Raw genomic sequence first — 16,803 nt, 5'->3', positions numbered from 1 at the left:
CTGAACTATTGACGAAGACGGGCGGTTCGACTACGTTGTGAGAAACCGGTTTCTGAGGCGTTTCCGGTCGCAGAGCGCGCGGGGACGGGGGGCCGACACCGAGGTCGGCCCGCACCACGAGCGGCACCACGGCTCGTCCCGACCCGAAGGGCCACCCGGCCCGAGTCTCACGAGAGGCGCGACGATGCCCTTGACCGCGGACCATCGACCCACCCCGGACCGCACCACCTCCCCCCGCTCGCAGCGTCCTGGCCCGCGAGCCCGCCGGGCCGTGGCGGCACTCGCCGCCCCGGTCCTCGGCCTGACGCTGCTCGCCCCGGTGGCGCACGCGTCGTCCGGCACGGACGCCGAGGCCGCCGGTCGAGCGCTGCTGCACCGCATCGGCGCCCCACCCGCGACGTCCGCGGACGGCCCCGTCTGGTCCCCCACCGCGACGGGCTTCGCGTCCGTCCCGACGGACGAGCTCCCGGACGGCACCACCGGCGGCGCGGGCGGGCGGACCGTCACCGCGCGCGACGCCGCGGGCCTCGCGGCGTACGCGGCGGCCGACGAACCGCTGACGATCCTCGTGCAGGGCACCCTCGAGGTGGAGCCGTTCGGCTCGATGATCGACGTCGCGAGCGACAAGACGATCGTCGGCGCGGCGTCGGGCGGCGAGCTCGTCGGCGGCGGGCTGCGGCTGCTCGAGGTCGAGAACGTCATCATCCGCAACCTGACGTTCCGCGACTCCTACGTCGCGGCCGACTGGGACGGCAAGAGCGCGGACAACGACAACGACGGCATCCGCATCGACACGTCGGACCACGTGTGGGTGGACCACAACGAGTTCGCGCGGCTCGGCGACGGCCAGCTCGACATCCGCAAGGACTCCACCGCGGTGACGGCGTCGTGGAACTCCTTCCACGACCACAACAAGACGCTCGGCGTCGGGTGGACGGACAACGTCGTGACCACGCTGACCCTGCACCACAACCGGTTCTCGAACGTGCACCAGCGCAACGGCAGCATCGACAACGTGGCGCTCGGCCACCTGTACAACAACTGGCTGTCCGGGGCGAGCTCGTACGGCACCACGTCGCGCGGCGGCTCCACGCTGCTGGTCGAGTCGAGCGTCTACGAGAACGCCCGCAACCCGCTCATCCTCAGCGGCGACGCGGCCCGCCTGCACCAGCGCGGCAACCTGTTCCGCGGGAACTGGGGCGAGGAGCCGGCCGAGACCGGGCCCACGTTCGAGGCGTCCGACCACTACGCCTACACGGCCGACGACGCCGAGGACGTCGTGCCCCTGCTGAGCCGGCACGCCGGCACCCGGTCCACGCGCGACGACCGGCTCGGCCGGCGGGTCACGGTGGCGCAGGACGGCACCGGCGACTACCTGTCGGTCCAGGCGGCCGTCGGCGCGGCGTCGCGGTCGCCCCGACCGGTCGAGATCGTCGTCGAGCCGGGCACGTACCGCGAAGTGCTCACCGTCTGGCCGGGCGCCGAGGGGCTCACGATCCGCGGCGCGACGGGCGACCCCGCCGACGTCGTCGTGACGTACGACAAGCCCGCGAGCGACTGGGCCACCGCGACCGTCCTCGCCGACGGCGTGACCCTGCGCGACCTCACGCTCGAGAACGCCTACGACGCCGAGGTGAACGGGCCGAGGGAGACCCTCGCCCTGCGGGACGCCGGCGACGGCACCGTGCTCGACGACGTCCCGCTGGTCGGCGGCGGTCTCTCGACCGACGACCCGCGCCACCCGTGACCGACACCAGAGGAGGAACCATGAGACTCACGACGACCCGCACCGCCGCGCTGCTCGGCGCCCCCGTGCTGGCCCTGACCCTGCTCGCCCCCGCCGCGCACGCGGCACCCGCCGACGTCGACCCGGCCGCGGCCGGCGCCGCCGTCCTCGACCGCATCGGCGCCCCCGGCACGACGACGGCGGACGGCCCTGTCTGGTCGCCCGTGGCGACCGGCTTCGCCTCCACGCCCACCGACGTTCTGCCGCACGGCACCACGGGCGGCGCGGGCGGCGACGCCGTCACCGTGCGCGACGCGGCCGCGCTCGCCGAGGCGGCGGCGTCCGACGAACCCCTGACGATCTACGTCAAGGGCACGATCGAGCCGGCCGAGTTCGGCTCGATGATCGACGTGGCGAGCGACAAGACGATCGTCGGGTTCGCGTCGGGCGCGGAGCTGGTCGGCGTCGGGCTGCGGCTCGACCACGTGGAGAACGTCATCGTGCGCAACCTGCGCTTCCGCGACTCCTACGTGCCGGGCGACTGGGACGGCAAGAGCGCGGACAACGACAACGACGGCATCCGCGTCGACACCTCCAGCCACGTGTGGATCGACCACAACGAGCTCACGCGCCTGGGCGACGGCCTGATCGACGTCCGCAAGGACTCCACGGCGGTCACGCTGTCGTGGAACTACCTGCACGACCACAACAAGACGGTGGGCGTGGGCTGGACCGACAACGTGGTCACCGAGATCACGATGCACCACAACCGGTTCTCGAACACCTACCAGCGCAACGCGAGCATCGACAACGTGGCCGCCGGCCACCTGTACAACAACTGGTTCGACGGGCAGGCGCAGTACGGCACCATGTCGCGCGGTGCGTCGCAGCTCGTCGTCGAGTCGAGCGTGTACTCGAACGGCGAGGACGCGATCGTCGCCAAGGACCCGGCGTCGAAGGTCGACTCGCGCGACAACCGGTTCACGACGATCCGCGGTCGCAAGGACGACACCGGTCCGACGTTCGACCCGGCCGCCCGGTACCAGTACACGCCCGACGACGTCGCCGACGTCACCCGCGTCGTCACGCGCGGCGCGGGCACCCTCGGCGCGCAGGAGAAGGTCCGCCGCACGGTCACCGTGGCGCTCGACGGCACCGGCGACTACGCGTCGATCGGCGCCGCGGTGGGCGCGGCGTCGCGGTCGCCGCACCCGGTGGACGTCGTCGTCGAGCCGGGCGTCTACCGCGAGGTGGTGCGGGTCTGGCCCGGCGCCGACGGGACCACCATCCGCGGCGCCACCGGCGACCCGGAGGACGTGGTGCTCACCTACGACCTCGCCGCCGGCCAGGCCAAGTTCTACGGCGGCACGTTCGGGCACACCGGCTCGCCGGTGCTGTCCGTGCTGGCCGACGACGTCACGCTGCGCGACCTCACCGTCGAGAACGCCTACGACGAGGCCGCGAACGGCGGCAGCCAGGCGCTCGCGCTGCGGACGTCGGGCGACCGCACCGTGCTCGACGGCGTCCGGCTGCTCGGCAACCAGGACACGTACCTGGCCGACCCGGGCTCCGGCGCCGCGGCGGCGCGCACGTACGTCACGGACTCGTACATCGAGGGCGACGTCGACTTCGTCTACGGCGGCGGCACCCTCGTCGTCGAGGACTCGGAGATCCGCTCGCTCGACCGCGGGTCCGCGACGAACAACGGGTACGTGGCGGCTCCGGCGACCGTGCCCGGCGGCAAGGGCTTCCTGTTCACCGGCACCCGGTTCACGTCGGACGCCGCGGCGGGCACCGTCTTCCTCGGCCGCCCGTGGCACCCGAGCAGCAACCCGCTTGTCGACCCGTCCGTCGTCGTGCGCGACTCCTGGCTGGGCGCGCACGTCGGGACGCCCGCCTGGTCGGACATGAGCGGCTGGTCGTGGCGCGACGACTTCATGCGGGAGTACCGCAACGCCGGTCCCGGCGCCGCGCCCGCCGGCGCCGTCGTCGACGGCCGTCCGCAGCTGACCGCCGACGAGGCCGCCGCGCACACCCGCGAGGCGTACCTCTCCGGCGACGACGGGTGGACGCCCTGGCGCTGATCCACCCCCGGTGAGCGCGGTCCGCGGCGCGCGGGCGAGGCCGTCCCGGGCCGTGGGTCGCGCTCACCCACGACGTTCGTCACAGCGCGCGCGGGGGCGGCTTCGGGGCAGTAGGGTCGACGACGGTCCAGGCCGCCACCCGCGGCCTTCGGAAGGCCCCCATCCCCCGTGGCCACAGGAGGCTGCATGGTTCCGGACGTGCGCCGGTGACGCCGGTCGAGGCCGTCCCCGTCGGGCGGCTCGACGTCGTCGGGACGTGGACCGTGCGCACCGTCGACGACCTCGCGGACGTGCGCTCCGCGCTCGAGTCGCGCCTCCCGTGCGACTGCCGGGCGGCGCAGCGGGGGCCCGCGCCCGACGTCGGCGGGCTGTCCGGGCGTCAGCGCATGGTGCTGGTCGCGAGCGAGCTGGTGGCGAACGCGCTCGAGCACGCCAGACCACCGGTGGTCGCACGGCTGCTGTGCGACGGCGACGTCGCCGTGGTGGACGTCGTGGACCGCAGCCCGGACGCGCCGCCCGTCGTCCCGCACGACCGCGAGCCGGGCGAGGGCGGCCACGGCCTGCGCCTCGCGAAGACGATCGCCGACGAGGTCGGCTGGTACCGCACGGACCATGGCGAGAAGCACGTGTGGGCGCGGTTCACGACCGCGGACGTGGCCGTCGCCGCCCCGCGGGGCCCGGTGCCGCAGCACCTGGCAGCCCACGGCGCGGCGGCGGGCACGTCGTCCGTCGGGGCCTACCGCGGGGCGTAGCGCTCGGGCGTGAACGCCGCGGCGACGAGCGCACGCAGGTCCTCCAGGCCTCCGTCCACCAGACCGCGGGCGCGGGCCTGCACCAGCAGGTTGCCGATGGCGGTGGCCTCGACGGGCCCGGCCACCACGGGCAGCCCGGCGCGGTCCGCCGTCGCCTGGCACAGCAGGGTGTTCTGCGCGCCGCCGCCCACCACGTGGATGGTCGACACGGTGCGCCCGGCGAGCTTCGCCGCCGTCGTGACGGCGTCCGCGAACGCCTGCGCCAGGCTCTCGACGATGCTGCGCACGTACTCCCCGCGCGTCGCCGGCACGGGCTGGCCGTGCTCGCGGCACCAGTCGGCGATGCGCCCCGGGACGTCGCCCGGAGGCAGGAAGCGCGGGTCGTCGACGTCGAACACCGCGACGGGGGCGGTGACGTGCGCCGCCTCGGCGAGCAGCTCCTGCAGGGTGCTGGAGCGCTGCGCCGCCGTGGACTCCCGCTCCCAGGTGCGGATCGACTCGCTGAGCAGCCACAGCCCCATGACGTTGTGCAGGAACCGCGTGCGGCCGTCGACGCCGCCCTCGTTGGTGAAGCCGGCGAGCCGGGCGTCCTCGGTCAGCACCGGCGCGTCGAGCTCGAGGCCGACCAGGCCCCAGGTGCCGCACGAGACGTACGCGACGTCCCGGTCGGTCGCGGGGACGGCGACGACGGCGGAGGCCGTGTCGTGCGAGCCCACGGCCGTCACCTCGAGCACCCGGCCCACCAGCTGCGCGACGTCGGGCGAGAGCACGCCCAGCGACGCCCCCGGGTCGACCAGGGGCGGCAGGATCCCGGCCGGGACCCCGACCAGCTCGGCGAGGCCCGTGTCCCACTCCCCCGTGCGCGCGTCGAGCAGCCCGGTGGTGGAGGCGTTGGTGCGCTCCGCGACCTCGGCGCCGGTGAGCCAGTGCGCGAGCAGGTCGGGCACCAGCAGCAGCCGGTCGGCCAGGTCGAGCAGCGGCCCCTCCGTGGCGAGCTGGAACACGGTGTTGAACGGGAGGTGCTGGAGCCCGTTGCGCGTGTACAGCGCCGCGGCGTCGACGCGGGCGTGCACGCGCTCCACGCCGGCCGCCGTCCGCGCGTCGCGGTAGTGGTACGGCACGCCGAGCAGGCGCCCGCCGCGCAGCAGCCCGTAGTCCACGGCCCACGAGTCGATCCCGACGCCGAGGATCTCGCCGGGCGCCTCGCGCTCGGCCGCGGCCAGGCCGTCGAGGACCTGGCGGTACAGCTCCAGCAGGTTCCAGTGCAGGCCGTCGGGCGTGCGGACCGGGTCGTTGGGGAACCGCGCCACGTGCTGCAGCCGCAGCCCCTCCCGCCCGCCGAAGCGGCCCAGGATGACGCGCCCGCTGGTGGCGCCCAGGTCGACGGCGGCGAGCGTGCCCGCCGCCGTCGACCCGGGCCCCGCCGGTGCCGCGGGTGTCGCCGTCATCGCAGGAACGCCTGCGCCACGCCGGCGTCGACGGGCACGTGCAGGCCGGTGGTGTGCGAGAAGTCGGACGTGCACAGCGCGTAGACGGCGTTCGCGACGTGCTCGGGCAGCACCTCGCGCTTGAGCAGCGTGCGCTGGGCGTAGAACTTGCCCAGGTCCTGCTCCTCGATGCCGTACGTCTTGGCACGGTTGGCGCCCCAGCCGGAGGCGAAGATCCCCGAGCCGCGCACGACGCCGTCCGGGTTGATGCCGTTGACCTTGATGCCGTGCTCGCCGAGCTCGGCGGCCAGCAGCCGCACCTGGTGCGCCTGGTCGGCCTTGGTGGCCGAGTAGGCGATGTTGTTCGGGCCCGCGAACACGGAGTTCTTCGACGAGATGTAGACGATGTCACCGCCGAGCTTCTGGTCCACGAGGATGCGCGCGGCGTTCTTGGCCACGAGGAACGAGCCCTTGGCCATGACGTCGTGCTGCAGGTCCCAGTCCGCCTCGGTGGTGTCGAAGAGCGACTTGCTCAGCGACAGGCCGGCGTTGTTCACGACGATGTCCACGCCGCCGAAGGCGAGGACGGCCTCGGCCAGCGCGGCCTGGACCGCGGCCTCGTCGGCGACGTTCGCCGCCAGGCCGATCGCGACGTCGGTCGAGCCGAGCTCGGCGGCCGCGGCCTGCGCCTTGGCGAGGTCCAGGTCGGCGAGGACGACGCACGCGCCCTCCGCGGCGAGGCGGGTCGCGATGGCCTTGCCGATGCCCGACGCGGCGCCGGTGACGAACGCGATGCGCGTCGCGAGCGGCTTGGGCTTCGGCTTGCGCTGGAGCTTCGCCTCCTCGAGGGCCCAGTACTCGATGCGGAACTTCTCCGACTCGTCGATCGGGGCGTAGGTCGAGAGGGCCTCCGCGCCGCGCATGACGTTGACGGCGTTGACGTAGAACTCCCCCGCGACGCGCGCGGTCTGCTTGTCGGCGCCGTAGGAGAACATGCCGACGCCGGGCACCAGCACGATCGCCGGGTCCGCGCCGCGCATCGCGGGCGGCTCCTCGCCGCGGGCGCGGGCCTCGGCGGCGCCGCGCTCGTAGTACGCGGTGTAGTCGGCGCGGTACGCCTCGTGCAGCTCGGGCAGGCGCTCCACGATCTCCTCGACCGTGGCGGTGGCCGGCAGGTCCACGACCAGCGGCTTCACCTTGGTGCGCAGGAAGTGGTCGGGGCAGCTCGTGCCCAGCTCAGCCAGGCGCGCGTGCTCGGTGCTCGCCAGGAAGTCGAGCACGACGTCCGCGTCGGTGAAGTGGCCCACCTGCGGCCTGTCGTGCGACGCGACGGCGCGCAGGTGCGGGGCGAGCGCGGCGGCCTTGGCCCGGCGCTCGTCGTCGGGCAGGGCGTCGTAGCCGTCGAGCGCCGGGCCGAAGGGCTCCGGCGCGCCGTGCTCGGCGATGTACGCCGCCGCGGTCTCGATGATCCACAGCGAGTTCGCCTCGGACTCCTCGGCCGTCTCGCCCCAGGCCGTGATGCCGTGCCCGCCGAGCACCGTGCCGATCGCGTCGGGGTGCGCCACCTTGATCTCGGCGATGTCGAGGCCGAGCTGGAAGCCGGGACGGCGCCACGGCACCCACACGACCTTGCCCCCGAAGATCTTCTGCGTCAGCTCGGGGCCGTCGGCCGCGGTCGCGATCGCGATGCCCGCGTCCGGGTGCAGGTGGTCCACGTGCGCGGCGTCGACGAGGCCGTGCATGGCCGTGTCGATGCTGGGGGCGGCGCCGCCCTTGCCGTGCAGGCAGTAGTCGAACGCGGCGACCATCTCGTCCTCGCGCTCCACGCCCGGGTACACCTCGGTGAGGGCGCGCAGGCGGTCGAGCCGCAGGACGGCGAGGCCCTTCGCGGTGAGGGTGCCGAGGTCGCCGCCGGAGCCCTTGACCCACAGCAGCTCGACGTCCTGCCCGGTGACCGGGTCCTTCTCGATCCCCTTGGCGGACGTGTTGCCGCCGGCGTAGTTCGTGTTGCGCGGGTCGGCGCCCAGGCGGTTCGACCGCGCGACGAGGGCCTCCACGGTCGGGTTGACGGTCTGCTTCGTCATCGGTGCTCCGGTGGTCGGTCCGTCGGCCGACGGACGGGGGTGGGTGCGGTGAGGGGTACGGGGGTCAGCGCTCGTGCGCGGTGCCGACGAGGGCTTCCGTGGTGAGCCAGGCGGCGATCCGCGCGAGGCTGCGCGCGAAGCCGGGCTCGGCGGGCCGGTTGAGGTGGCCGTGGGTCGTGCCGTCCTCGCGGCTCACGAAGACGTCCACCCCGGCGGCCGCGAGCTCCGCGGCGTAGGCCTCGCCGCCCGAGCGCAGGGCGTCGAGGTCGGAGTTGACGATCAGCGTGGGCGGCAGGCCGCGCAGGTCCTGGCCGCCCGGGAAGGCGTACGGCGACGTCGCCGGGCCGTCGTGACCCAGGTAGTTGCCGTTCATCGCGCGCACGGCGGCGGGCGGGAAGTTCTTCTCCGGCGGCAGCGCCGCGATCTTGGCGGCCAGCTCGGCGCTGGGCGCGGGCAGGACCTGGTGCGTCACCGGGTAGGCGAGCACGACGCTGCGCGGCGTCGGGACCACGCCGTCGTGCCCGACCACGCCGCCGAGGGTGCTGAGCGGGACCGCGCCGTCGCGCAGCCGCAGGGACGCCCCCGCGGCGAGGTCGCCGCCGGCGCTCGCGCCGCCCAGCGACCACCGCCCGGCGGGGACGCCGAGGTCGGACGCCCCGCCCCCCGCGGCCCACGCGAACGCGGACACGACCTCCTCGGACGGCACCGGGAACCGGACGCCGTCCGTGCCGGGCGTCGCGCCCGCGTCGCGGTAATCGATCGCCGACACCAGGCGGTACTCCACGCTCACGACGGCGATCCCCGCCGCGGCGAGCGCGCGCGCGACGCCGTCGGCCTCGGGCATGTCGAGGTCGCCGTGCGCGAACGCGCCGCCGTGCGCCCACACCAGGCCCGCGACGGGCGTGCCCGCCGGCCGGTAGACCCGCACGCGCAGGTCGCCGTGCGGCCCCGCGAGCACGCGGTCGGCGACCGCGGCGTCGTGGTCCGGCGGAGCGTCCGCCGTGATGCCCGCCGCCGTCGTCGTCATGCTCAGGCGCCCCAGCCGGCCTGCTGGCCGCCGACCCGCTCGGCCGCGATCTGCCCCAGGTAGCCGGACGCCGCGAACGCCTTCATGGGCTCGGGGTCGAGGCCCTGCTCGGCGCGCAGGTCGGCGAGGAGGCCGCGCACGTCCGTGTTGTAGGCGTCCATGAGCGCGCCGTTGGCGCCGAGCACGTCGCCGGAGCGCTGCGCGGCGTCGAGGGCCTCGGCGTCGACGAGCAGTGCCTTGGCCGTGGCTTCCTGCACGTTCATCACGGAGCGGATCTGGCCGGGGATCTTCTCCTCGATGTTGTGGCATTGGTCGAGCATGAAGTTCACCCCCGACTCCGGGCGCAGCGCGTCCGCCTGCACGATCTCGTGCATGATCCGGAAGAGCTGGAACGGGTCCGCGGCGCCGGCCATGAGGTCGTCGTCGGCGTAGAAGCGCGAGTTGAAGTCGAACGCCCCGAGCCGGCCCTGGCGCAGCAGCTGCGCCACGATGAACTCGATGTTGGTACCGGGCGCGTGGTGGCCCGTGTCGAGCACGACGTTCGCCTTCTCGCCGAGCGCGAGGCAGTGCAGCAGGGACGTGCCCCAGTCCGGCACGTCCGTGTGGTAGAACGCCGGCTCGAAGAACTTGTACTCGAGCACCATGCGGTGGTCGTCGTCGAGCTCGGCGTAGATCTCGGCGAGCGACTCGGCGAGCCGGTCCTGGCGGGCGCGGATCGAGTCCTGGCCGGGGTAGTTGGTGCCGTCGGGCAGCCAGACCTTCAGCTCCTTGGACCCCGTGGCGCGCATGACGTCGATGCACTGCACGTGGTGGGCGATCGCCTTGGCGCGCACCGCCGGGTCGGAGTGCGTGAGGGAACCGAGCTTGTAGTCGTCGTCCTGGAACAGGTTCGAGTTGATCATCCCGATGGTCACGCCGTGCTCCTTGGCGTGCCGGGCCAGGTCGGAGAAGTCGTCGACCAGGTCCCACGGGACGTGCAGCGACACGCGCGGCGCGATGCCCGTGTAGCGGTGCACCTGGGCGGCGTCCGCGATCTTCTCGTACGGGTCGCGGGGGGTCCCGGGCGTGCCGAAGACCTTGAACCGGGTACCCGAGTTGCCGAACGCCCACGAGGGCAGCTCGATGGTCTGCTCGCCGAGGGCCTTGCGCAGCCGTGCGTCGAGCACGGGCGTCGTCGCCGTCATGTCTCCTCCTCGTCCGCGCTCCCTCGCGCGGTGCTGGTGCGGCCGGCGGGGCGACCGCGCTTTGAATCGTTTCATAGCCTAGGTGCGTGACGGGGCTGCGTCAACCGTCCGTCCGGTGACTTCTCAGTCCCAGCGCGCGGCATCTCCCGCGCACAGCCTGACAACTCGGGGGCGCCGGGGAGCTGTCAGGACCAGCGAGCGCCATACCCCGCGGAGGACCTGACAGGTCGCGGACAGTCAGTCGGCGCGGCGGGCGGCGTCGAGCTGCGACTCGAGGTGGAACACCTCCTCGAGCTGGACGAACCCCTCGTCGGGGCGCCCCTCGGCGGGCTCGAAGAAGTCCTTCATGGCGGCCTGCCAGCGCTCGTTCACCTCGCGGGCGGCCATGTCCCGCTGCGCGCGCTCGTAGTCGTCGGTGCGCAGGACGCCGACGAGCAGCCCGTCGGCCCCGAGGAACAGGCGGTAGTCGTGCCATCCGGTCTCGGCGAGGGCCTCGAGCATCTCGGGCCAGACGGCGGCGTGGGCGGCCTTGTACTCCTCGAGGCGGTCGCGCCGTACGCGGGACACGAAACAGACGTGCGTCGTTGCGCCGTCATCGATGAAACGGTTCATACCATGAACCTAGCAAGAGGAGACGACGCCGGGCACCCACCGGCCCGGCGCCCAGGTACCTCTACGCTGGAGCCCAGGCGCGACGACGCGTCCCGATCCGAGGAGCAGCCCATGACGACGACCGCCCCCCGCCGCCGCGCGTCCATCAGCGACGTCGCGCGCCAGGCCAAGGTGTCGGTCGGCACGGTCTCGAACGTGCTCAACCGCCCGGACCGCGTCTCGCCGGCCACCCGCGAACGGGTGCTCGCCGCCATCGACGACCTCGCGTTCGTGCCCAACGGCTCCGCCCGCCAGCTCCGCGCCGGCACCATCACGACCGCGGGCGCCATCGTGCTCGACGTGTCCAACCCCTTCTTCACCGACGTGGCGCGCGGCATCGAGGACCGCCTCGAGGAGGCGGACTACACCCTCATGCTCGCCAGCTCGGACGAGAAGCCGGAACGCGAGGCCCGCTACCTGCGCCTCTTCGAGGAGCACGGCGTGCAGGGCGTCATGGTCGTGCCGGCCACGCAGGACCTCGAGCACCTGGAGACCCTGCGCGCCCGGGGGCTGCGCGTGGTGCTGCTCGACCGCCCGTCGCCGGTCGACACGCTGTCGTCGGTGGCCGTCGACGACCGCGCGGGCGCCGCCGCCGCCGCGCGCCACCTCGTCGACCTCGGGCACGAGCGGATCGCCTTCCTCAACGGCCCGCACACCATCCGCCAGTGCGCCGACCGCAGCGCCGGCCTGCACGACGCGCTCGTGGAGCTGGGCCTCGACCCGGCCGAGGCGCTGGTGGAGATCCCGATCGCCACCCTCAACGCCGACGGCGGGCAGGCCGGCACCGAGCAGGTGCTCGCGCTCGCCGAGCGCCCGACGGCCACCATGTGCGTCAACGACCTCACCGCCCTCGGCGCCCTGCGCACGCTGCGCGCCGCCGACGTCCCCGTGCCGTCCGGCATGGCGGTGGTGGGGTATGACGACGTCACGTTCGCCGGGGAGCTGGCCACGCCGCTCACCTCGGTGCGCCAGCCGACCCACCAGCTCGGCCACCGCGCGGCGGACCTGCTGCTGGACCCGGACGACACGGTCGAGCAGGTGACGTTCCAGCCCGAGCTCGTCGTCCGCGAGTCCACGACCGGCGTCGGCTGACCTGCCCTCCCGCCGAACAGGCGGTCGTGCACACGGGATACGGCGCGCTTTGCGTGCGCGACCGCCTGTTCGACATCCGGACACCGACCGGCAAGCGCTTCCCCGTTGAATCGATACATGACAGACTCGGGCCATGCGACGACGCACGACACCGGAGTCCACCCCGACCCCCCACCCCTGGAACGCCGGCCTCGACGGCCTCGGCTTCGGCGGCGACTACAACCCCGAGCAGTGGCCGCAGGACGTGCGCCTCGAGGACCTCGAGCTCATGCGCGAGGCGGGCGTCACCATCCTCAGCGTGGCGATCTTCTCCTGGGCCAGGATCGAGCCGCGCGAGGGCGAGCTGGACTGGGCCTGGCTCGACGAGACGATGGACCGGCTGCACGCCGCCGGCATCCGGGTCGCGCTCGCGACCGCCACCGCGTCGCCGCCGCCGTGGCTCACCCGCGAGCACCCCGAGATCCTTCCCCGCACCGCCGACGGGACCGTGCTGCAGCAGGGCGGCCGCCAGGCCTACGCCGTCACCCACCCCGTGCACCGCGACTACGCGCTGCGCATGACGACCCGCATCGCCGAGCGCTACCGCGACCACCCGGCGCTCGCCGTCTGGCACGTGGACAACGAGATCGGCTGCCACGTGTCGCGCGACTACTCCGACTCCGCCGCGGCGGCGTTCCGGGACTGGCTGCGCGCGCGCTACGGCACGGTCGACACCCTCAACGAGGCGTGGGGCACGGCCTTCTGGTCGCAGCGCTACGGGTCGTTCGACGACGTGCTGCCGCCGCTGGTCGCGCCGACGTTCGCCAACCCGACGCAGCAGCTCGACTTCCACCGGTTCTCCTCCGACGCGCTGCTCGACTACTACCTCGACCTGCGGGACACCCTGCGCGAGATCACGCCGGACGTGCCCGTCACGACCAACCTCATGGCGACGGCCCACTGCCGGGGCATGGACTACTTCCGGTGGGGGCCGGAGCTCGACGTCGTCGCGAACGACCACTACACGTACCCCGCGGACCCCGAGCGGCACGTGGACCTCGCGTTCTCCGCCGACCTCACGCGCGGCGTCGCGGGCGGCGCGCCGTGGATCCTCATGGAGCACTCCACGTCGGCCGTGAACTGGCAGCCGCGCAACACGCCCAAGACGCCGGGCGAGATGCTGCGCAACTCCCTGCAGCACGTGGCCCGCGGCGCGGACGCGGTGATGTTCTTCCAGTGGCGCCAGTCGCGTGCCGGCGCCGAGAAGTACCACTCGGCGATGGTGCCCCACGCCGGCCGGGACTCCGACGTGTGGCGCGACGTCGTGACGCTGGGCCGCGCGCTGCGGGCCCTGGGCGAGGTGCGCGGCTCGCGGGTGCGGTCGCGCGCGGCCGTCGTCGTGGACTACCCGTCGTGGTGGGGGTCGGAGCTCGACTCGCACCCCACGCAGGACCTGCGCTACATGGACCAGGTGCAGGCCTGGTACCGGGCGCTGTGGCGGCTCGGCGTCACGACCGACCTCGTGCCGCCGGGCGCCGACCTCGACGGCTACGACCTGGTCGTGCTGCCCACCACGTACGTCGTCACGGACGCCGACGCCGCGAACGTCGCCGCGGCCGCCGCGCGCGGGGCGACCGTCGTCGTCACCTACTTCTCCGGCATCGTCGACGAGCACGACCACGTGCGCCTCGGCGGCTACCCGGGCGCGTTCCGCGACCTGCTCGGCGTGCGCACCGAGGAGTTCCACCCGCTGCAGGAGCCCGAGTCGGTCCGCGTGGTCGGCAAGGCGGTGGGCGGCGAGGCCACGGCCGACCTGTGGACCGAGAAGACGCACGTCGCCGACGGCACGGAGGTGGTCGCGTCCTACGACGACGGCGCCCTCGCCGGGCGGGCGGCGGTCACCCGCCGCGAGGTCGGGGCCGGGCGGGCGTGGTACGTCGCGACGCGGCTCGACGACGCGGGCCTGGGTGCGCTCGCCGAGCGGCTCGTGGCCGAGGCCGGCGTGGGTCCGGACGTCGTCGCGCCGGCGGGCGTGGAGGTCGTGCGCCGGTGGGCCGACGACGGCACGACCGACGACGCGACGTCGTGGCTCTTCGCGATCAACCACACGGACGCGGACGCCACGCTCGGCACCCCGGACGCCCCGGTGACGGGCACGGAGCTGCTGAGCGGCGACACGGTCGAGGGCAGCCTCGCCGTGCCCGCGGGCGCGGTGCGCGTGGTGCGGGTCGGCCGATGACGGTCCCGCACCAGCGACGGCCTGGGGACGGGCCGGTGGGGCCGTACGCGTTCGTGTTCTGGAACGACGACCTGGACGACGACGTGGTGCTCACGCAGCTCCGGGAGATCGCGGACGCGGGGTTCGTCGGTGTCACCCTCAGCGCGCGCGTGGGGCTGAGCCGGCGGGTGGGGTACCTGACGGACGAGTTCCTGCGGCTGGTGCGCGTCGCGGTCGACGAGTGCGCGCGGCTGGGGCTCGCGGTGATGCTCTACGACGAGGCGTCGTACCCGTCCGGCTCGGCGAACGGCGCCGTCGTGGCGCGCGACCCGGCGTTCGCCGCCCGGTGCCTGGTGCCGGTGACCCGTGACGTCGAAGTGCCGGTCGGCGCGCCCGGCGACGAGCCCGCGGACGCCGGGTACTGGCGTCCCGCGCTGGGCCGCGACCTCGACGTGCGGCTGCTCGCCGTCGTCGCGCGGCCCGTGGACGACGCGGGCGGCGTCGTCGGCGACGACGCCGTGCTGCTCCCGGCGCGCGCGCCGGGGTTGGTGCGCCTGGACCTGCCGCCGGGCTCGTGGCGGGTCACGGCGGTGTTCGACGCCGCCAGCGGCGGCACGATCCGCGGGGCGCACGCGGAGCAGGACGACGGCTCCGCGCTCGCTCCCCCGGCGGCGGACCTGCTGAGCCCGGACGCCGTCGCGGCGTTCCTGGAGCTGACGCACGACGCCTACGCCGCCGCGCTCGGGGAGCACCTGGGCACGACAGTGGTCGCGATGTTCACCGACGAGCCGTTCCTGCTGGGCCGCGGCCACCGGCGGCTCGCCCGCCCGTACACGCCCGGGCTGGAGGCGGAGGTGGCGGCGAGGCTCGACGACGGCTCGGGCGTCGAGGTGGCCGAGGTGCTGCGCCGGCTGCCGGAGCTGTGGGACGGCGACGGCACCCGCCCGGGCGGCACGGACCCGGACGCCACCGGGTTCGTGCGCGACTGGGACGACGCCGTGCGGGCGCGGCTGCACCGCGTCTACTACGACGCTCAGGCGGCATGGTGCGCCGCGCACGGCCTCGCGCTGACGGGGCACCCGGCCGAGCCGGACGACCTGGCCACCGCCGCGCGCCTGCACTGGCCCGGGCAGGACACCGTGTGGCGCTGGGTGCTGCCGCGCGCATCGGGTGGGGACGGCACCGCCCTCGAGGGCCCGGAGAGCACGGCGCCGAAGGTGGCCGCGAGCGCCGCACGGGCCCGCGGCGGGGTGCCGGCGGTGACGGAGGTGCTCGGCGCGTACGGCTGGCGGCTGAGCCTCGACGAGGCGCGCTGGCTGCTGGACTGGTACCTGTCGCGCGGCGTGACGACGCCCGTGCTGCACGCGTTCTTCTCCTCCGTGCGCGGCGGGCGCGCGTTCGAGAGCGAGCCCGACCTGGGTCGGTGGAACTCGTGGTGGCCGCACCTGCCGCCGTTCGTCGGGTACGTGCGGCGCATCGCGGAGCTGCTCGACGCCGCACCCCCGGTGTGGCCGGTCGGCCTGCTGAGCCGCCCCGACACCGCGCCGTCCGGCCCGGTCGTGCGCGCGCTGCTGGAGGCGCAGGTCGACTTCGGGTACGTCGACCGCGACGAGGGCGCGCACGCCGGGTACGCCGTCCTGCTCGACGCCGACGACGGCGTCCCGGACGTCCCCGCCCTCAAGGAGCGGCTGCGCGCGGCCGGCGCCCCCGTCGTGGACGCGGAGCCCGCGGCCCCGGACCTGCGCGCCGTCGTCCTCGGCGGACCCCCGGACGACCGGCCGGCGGGGTACGTCGTCTTCCACGAGGGCGAGGAGCCGGTCCGCACCTGGCTCCGCCTGCCGTCCGTCCCCGACGACGCGTGCTGGTGGGACCCGTTCACCGACACCCGGCACCCCGTGGAGCGCGACGACCACGGCCGCGTGCTGCTCGACCTGGAGCGCCGCCGCACGCTGGCCCTCGTCCCCTCGGCCGGGCACCCGGTCCCTCCGGCCGGTGCGGCGTCGGGACGCCGCGTCGAGGTCACCGGCTGGCGAGGCACGGTCGAGCGCGTGCTCGGCGACCCGGACACGGTCGTGGAGGACCCGTCCGCCGTCGTGCCCGCGCAGGTGGAGCTCGGCGACTGGACCCGGGTTCCTGCCCTGCGCCGGCTCTCCGGGTCCGTGCGCTACACGGCCGAGGTGGACGTGCCGGACGGCGCGGACGCCGCGCGGCTGGACCTCGGCGTCGTGGGCGAGGCCGCCACCGTGCGCGTGGACGGCGGCGTCGTCGGGCACGCGATGTCCGCGCCGTACGTCGTGGACCTCGGCGTCCTCGCCCCGGGCACCCGCACCCTCGACGTGCTGGTGAGCAACAGCGCCGCGAACTACTACGAGGGAGACCGGCGCCCGTCGGGTCTCCTCGGACCGGTCACGCTGACCTGGTGACCTCCCGCTCGCACAATTCTCTGGCGGCGTGGGGCGGCGGTGCGTAGGGTGCAGCGCGATGGGAACTCTGTGAGCACACCGACGCCGACGCGTCGAGCAGGTCGGACGACACTGCTCCGCGTCGGCGTTCGCACGCCCGCCGTCCTCCACGGTCGC

At 74.4% G+C, this 16,803-nt stretch carries 11 protein-coding genes; 6 read left to right on the top strand and 5 right to left on the bottom strand.

All coding sequences use genetic code 11. The features are described from left to right. Window positions 1-271 precede the first annotated feature (271 nt). From ACFVS0_RS17680 to ACFVS0_RS17670, 3 genes are all read left to right on the top strand, one after another. Window positions 272-1,747, top strand: coding sequence for a pectinesterase family protein (locus ACFVS0_RS17680; RefSeq protein ID WP_430588676.1), 1,476 nt, complete (start codon window positions 272-274; stop codon window positions 1,745-1,747). 20 nt (window positions 1,748-1,767) lie between these two features. Next, a complete protein-coding gene (locus tag ACFVS0_RS17675) occupies window positions 1,768-3,810 on the top strand; it encodes a pectinesterase family protein (protein ID WP_430588675.1) in 2,043 nt (680 codons plus the stop codon). A 206-nt stretch (window positions 3,811-4,016) separates the two neighbouring features. Then, window positions 4,017-4,562, top strand: a complete 546-nt coding sequence (locus ACFVS0_RS17670; RefSeq protein ID WP_430588674.1) for an ATP-binding protein — start codon at window positions 4,017-4,019, stop codon at window positions 4,560-4,562. On the opposite strand, the gene ACFVS0_RS17665 is transcribed toward ACFVS0_RS17670, so the two are convergent. From ACFVS0_RS17665 to ACFVS0_RS17645, 5 genes are all read right to left on the bottom strand, one after another. Further along, the gene (locus ACFVS0_RS17665) at window positions 4,547-6,010 is read right to left on the bottom strand and encodes a rhamnulokinase family protein (protein WP_430588673.1); all 1,464 of its coding nucleotides are present in this window, start codon (window positions 6,008-6,010) and stop codon (window positions 4,547-4,549) included. The two genes, ACFVS0_RS17670 and ACFVS0_RS17665, sit on opposite strands and share 16 nt — an antisense overlap. After that, entirely contained in the window at window positions 6,007-8,073 is a 2,067-nt protein-coding gene (locus ACFVS0_RS17660; RefSeq protein ID WP_430588672.1) for a bifunctional aldolase/short-chain dehydrogenase, read from the bottom strand. Before ACFVS0_RS17660 ends, ACFVS0_RS17665 begins: the two co-directional genes overlap by 4 nt. 64 nt (window positions 8,074-8,137) lie before the next feature. Further along, complete coding sequence (locus ACFVS0_RS17655; RefSeq protein ID WP_430588671.1) at window positions 8,138-9,100, bottom strand: alpha/beta hydrolase fold domain-containing protein; 963 nt, start codon at window positions 9,098-9,100, stop codon at window positions 8,138-8,140. 2 nt (window positions 9,101-9,102) lie between these two features. Beyond that, window positions 9,103-10,284 (bottom strand): L-rhamnose isomerase, encoded by a 1,182-nt coding sequence (gene rhaI, locus ACFVS0_RS17650; RefSeq protein WP_430588670.1) that lies wholly within the window; start codon window positions 10,282-10,284, stop codon window positions 9,103-9,105. 237 nt (window positions 10,285-10,521) lie between these two features. Further along, window positions 10,522-10,896, bottom strand: coding sequence for an L-rhamnose mutarotase (locus tag ACFVS0_RS17645; RefSeq protein WP_429736157.1), 375 nt, complete (start codon window positions 10,894-10,896; stop codon window positions 10,522-10,524). A 111-nt stretch (window positions 10,897-11,007) separates the two neighbouring features. Here ACFVS0_RS17645 and ACFVS0_RS17640 point away from each other — a divergent pair, with 111 nt between their 5' ends. From ACFVS0_RS17640 to ACFVS0_RS17630, 3 genes are all read left to right on the top strand, one after another. Further along, complete coding sequence (locus tag ACFVS0_RS17640) at window positions 11,008-12,027, top strand: LacI family DNA-binding transcriptional regulator (protein ID WP_430550716.1); 1,020 nt, start codon at window positions 11,008-11,010, stop codon at window positions 12,025-12,027. Window positions 12,028-12,160: 133 nt separating this feature from the next. After that, on the top strand, window positions 12,161-14,245 hold the full coding sequence (locus ACFVS0_RS17635) for a beta-galactosidase (protein ID WP_430588669.1): 2,085 nt from the start codon (window positions 12,161-12,163) through the stop codon (window positions 14,243-14,245). Next, the gene (locus ACFVS0_RS17630; protein WP_430588668.1) at window positions 14,242-16,647 is read left to right on the top strand and encodes a hypothetical protein; all 2,406 of its coding nucleotides are present in this window, start codon (window positions 14,242-14,244) and stop codon (window positions 16,645-16,647) included. The genes ACFVS0_RS17635 and ACFVS0_RS17630 overlap by 4 nt, the downstream gene beginning before the upstream one ends. Window positions 16,648-16,803 lie beyond the last annotated feature (156 nt).

Origin of the sequence: Isoptericola sp. NPDC058082 (assembly GCF_042885055.1) — a bacterium.
In the GTDB taxonomy this organism is placed as follows: Bacteria; Actinomycetota; Actinomycetes; order Actinomycetales; family Cellulomonadaceae; genus Isoptericola.
Note: the sequence above shows the minus strand (reverse complement) of the source record. Positions and strands in the feature narration are given on the sequence as shown.

Coding starts and splice junctions, on each gene's coding strand:
- ACFVS0_RS17675 (WP_430588675.1), top strand. CDS start 1,768: ATGAGACTCACGACGACCCGCACCGCCGCGCTGCTCGGCGCCCCCGTG.
- ACFVS0_RS17665 (WP_430588673.1), bottom strand. CDS start 6,010: ATGACGGCGACACCCGCGGCACCGGCGGGGCCCGGGTCGACGGCGGCG.
- ACFVS0_RS17660 (WP_430588672.1), bottom strand. CDS start 8,073: ATGACGAAGCAGACCGTCAACCCGACCGTGGAGGCCCTCGTCGCGCGG.
- ACFVS0_RS17655 (WP_430588671.1), bottom strand. CDS start 9,100: ATGACGACGACGGCGGCGGGCATCACGGCGGACGCTCCGCCGGACCAC.
- rhaI (WP_430588670.1), bottom strand. CDS start 10,284: ATGACGGCGACGACGCCCGTGCTCGACGCACGGCTGCGCAAGGCCCTC.
- ACFVS0_RS17645 (WP_429736157.1), bottom strand. CDS start 10,896: ATGAACCGTTTCATCGATGACGGCGCAACGACGCACGTCTGTTTCGTG.
- ACFVS0_RS17640 (WP_430550716.1), top strand. CDS start 11,008: ATGACGACGACCGCCCCCCGCCGCCGCGCGTCCATCAGCGACGTCGCG.
- ACFVS0_RS17635 (WP_430588669.1), top strand. CDS start 12,161: ATGCGACGACGCACGACACCGGAGTCCACCCCGACCCCCCACCCCTGG.
- ACFVS0_RS17630 (WP_430588668.1), top strand. CDS start 14,242: ATGACGGTCCCGCACCAGCGACGGCCTGGGGACGGGCCGGTGGGGCCG.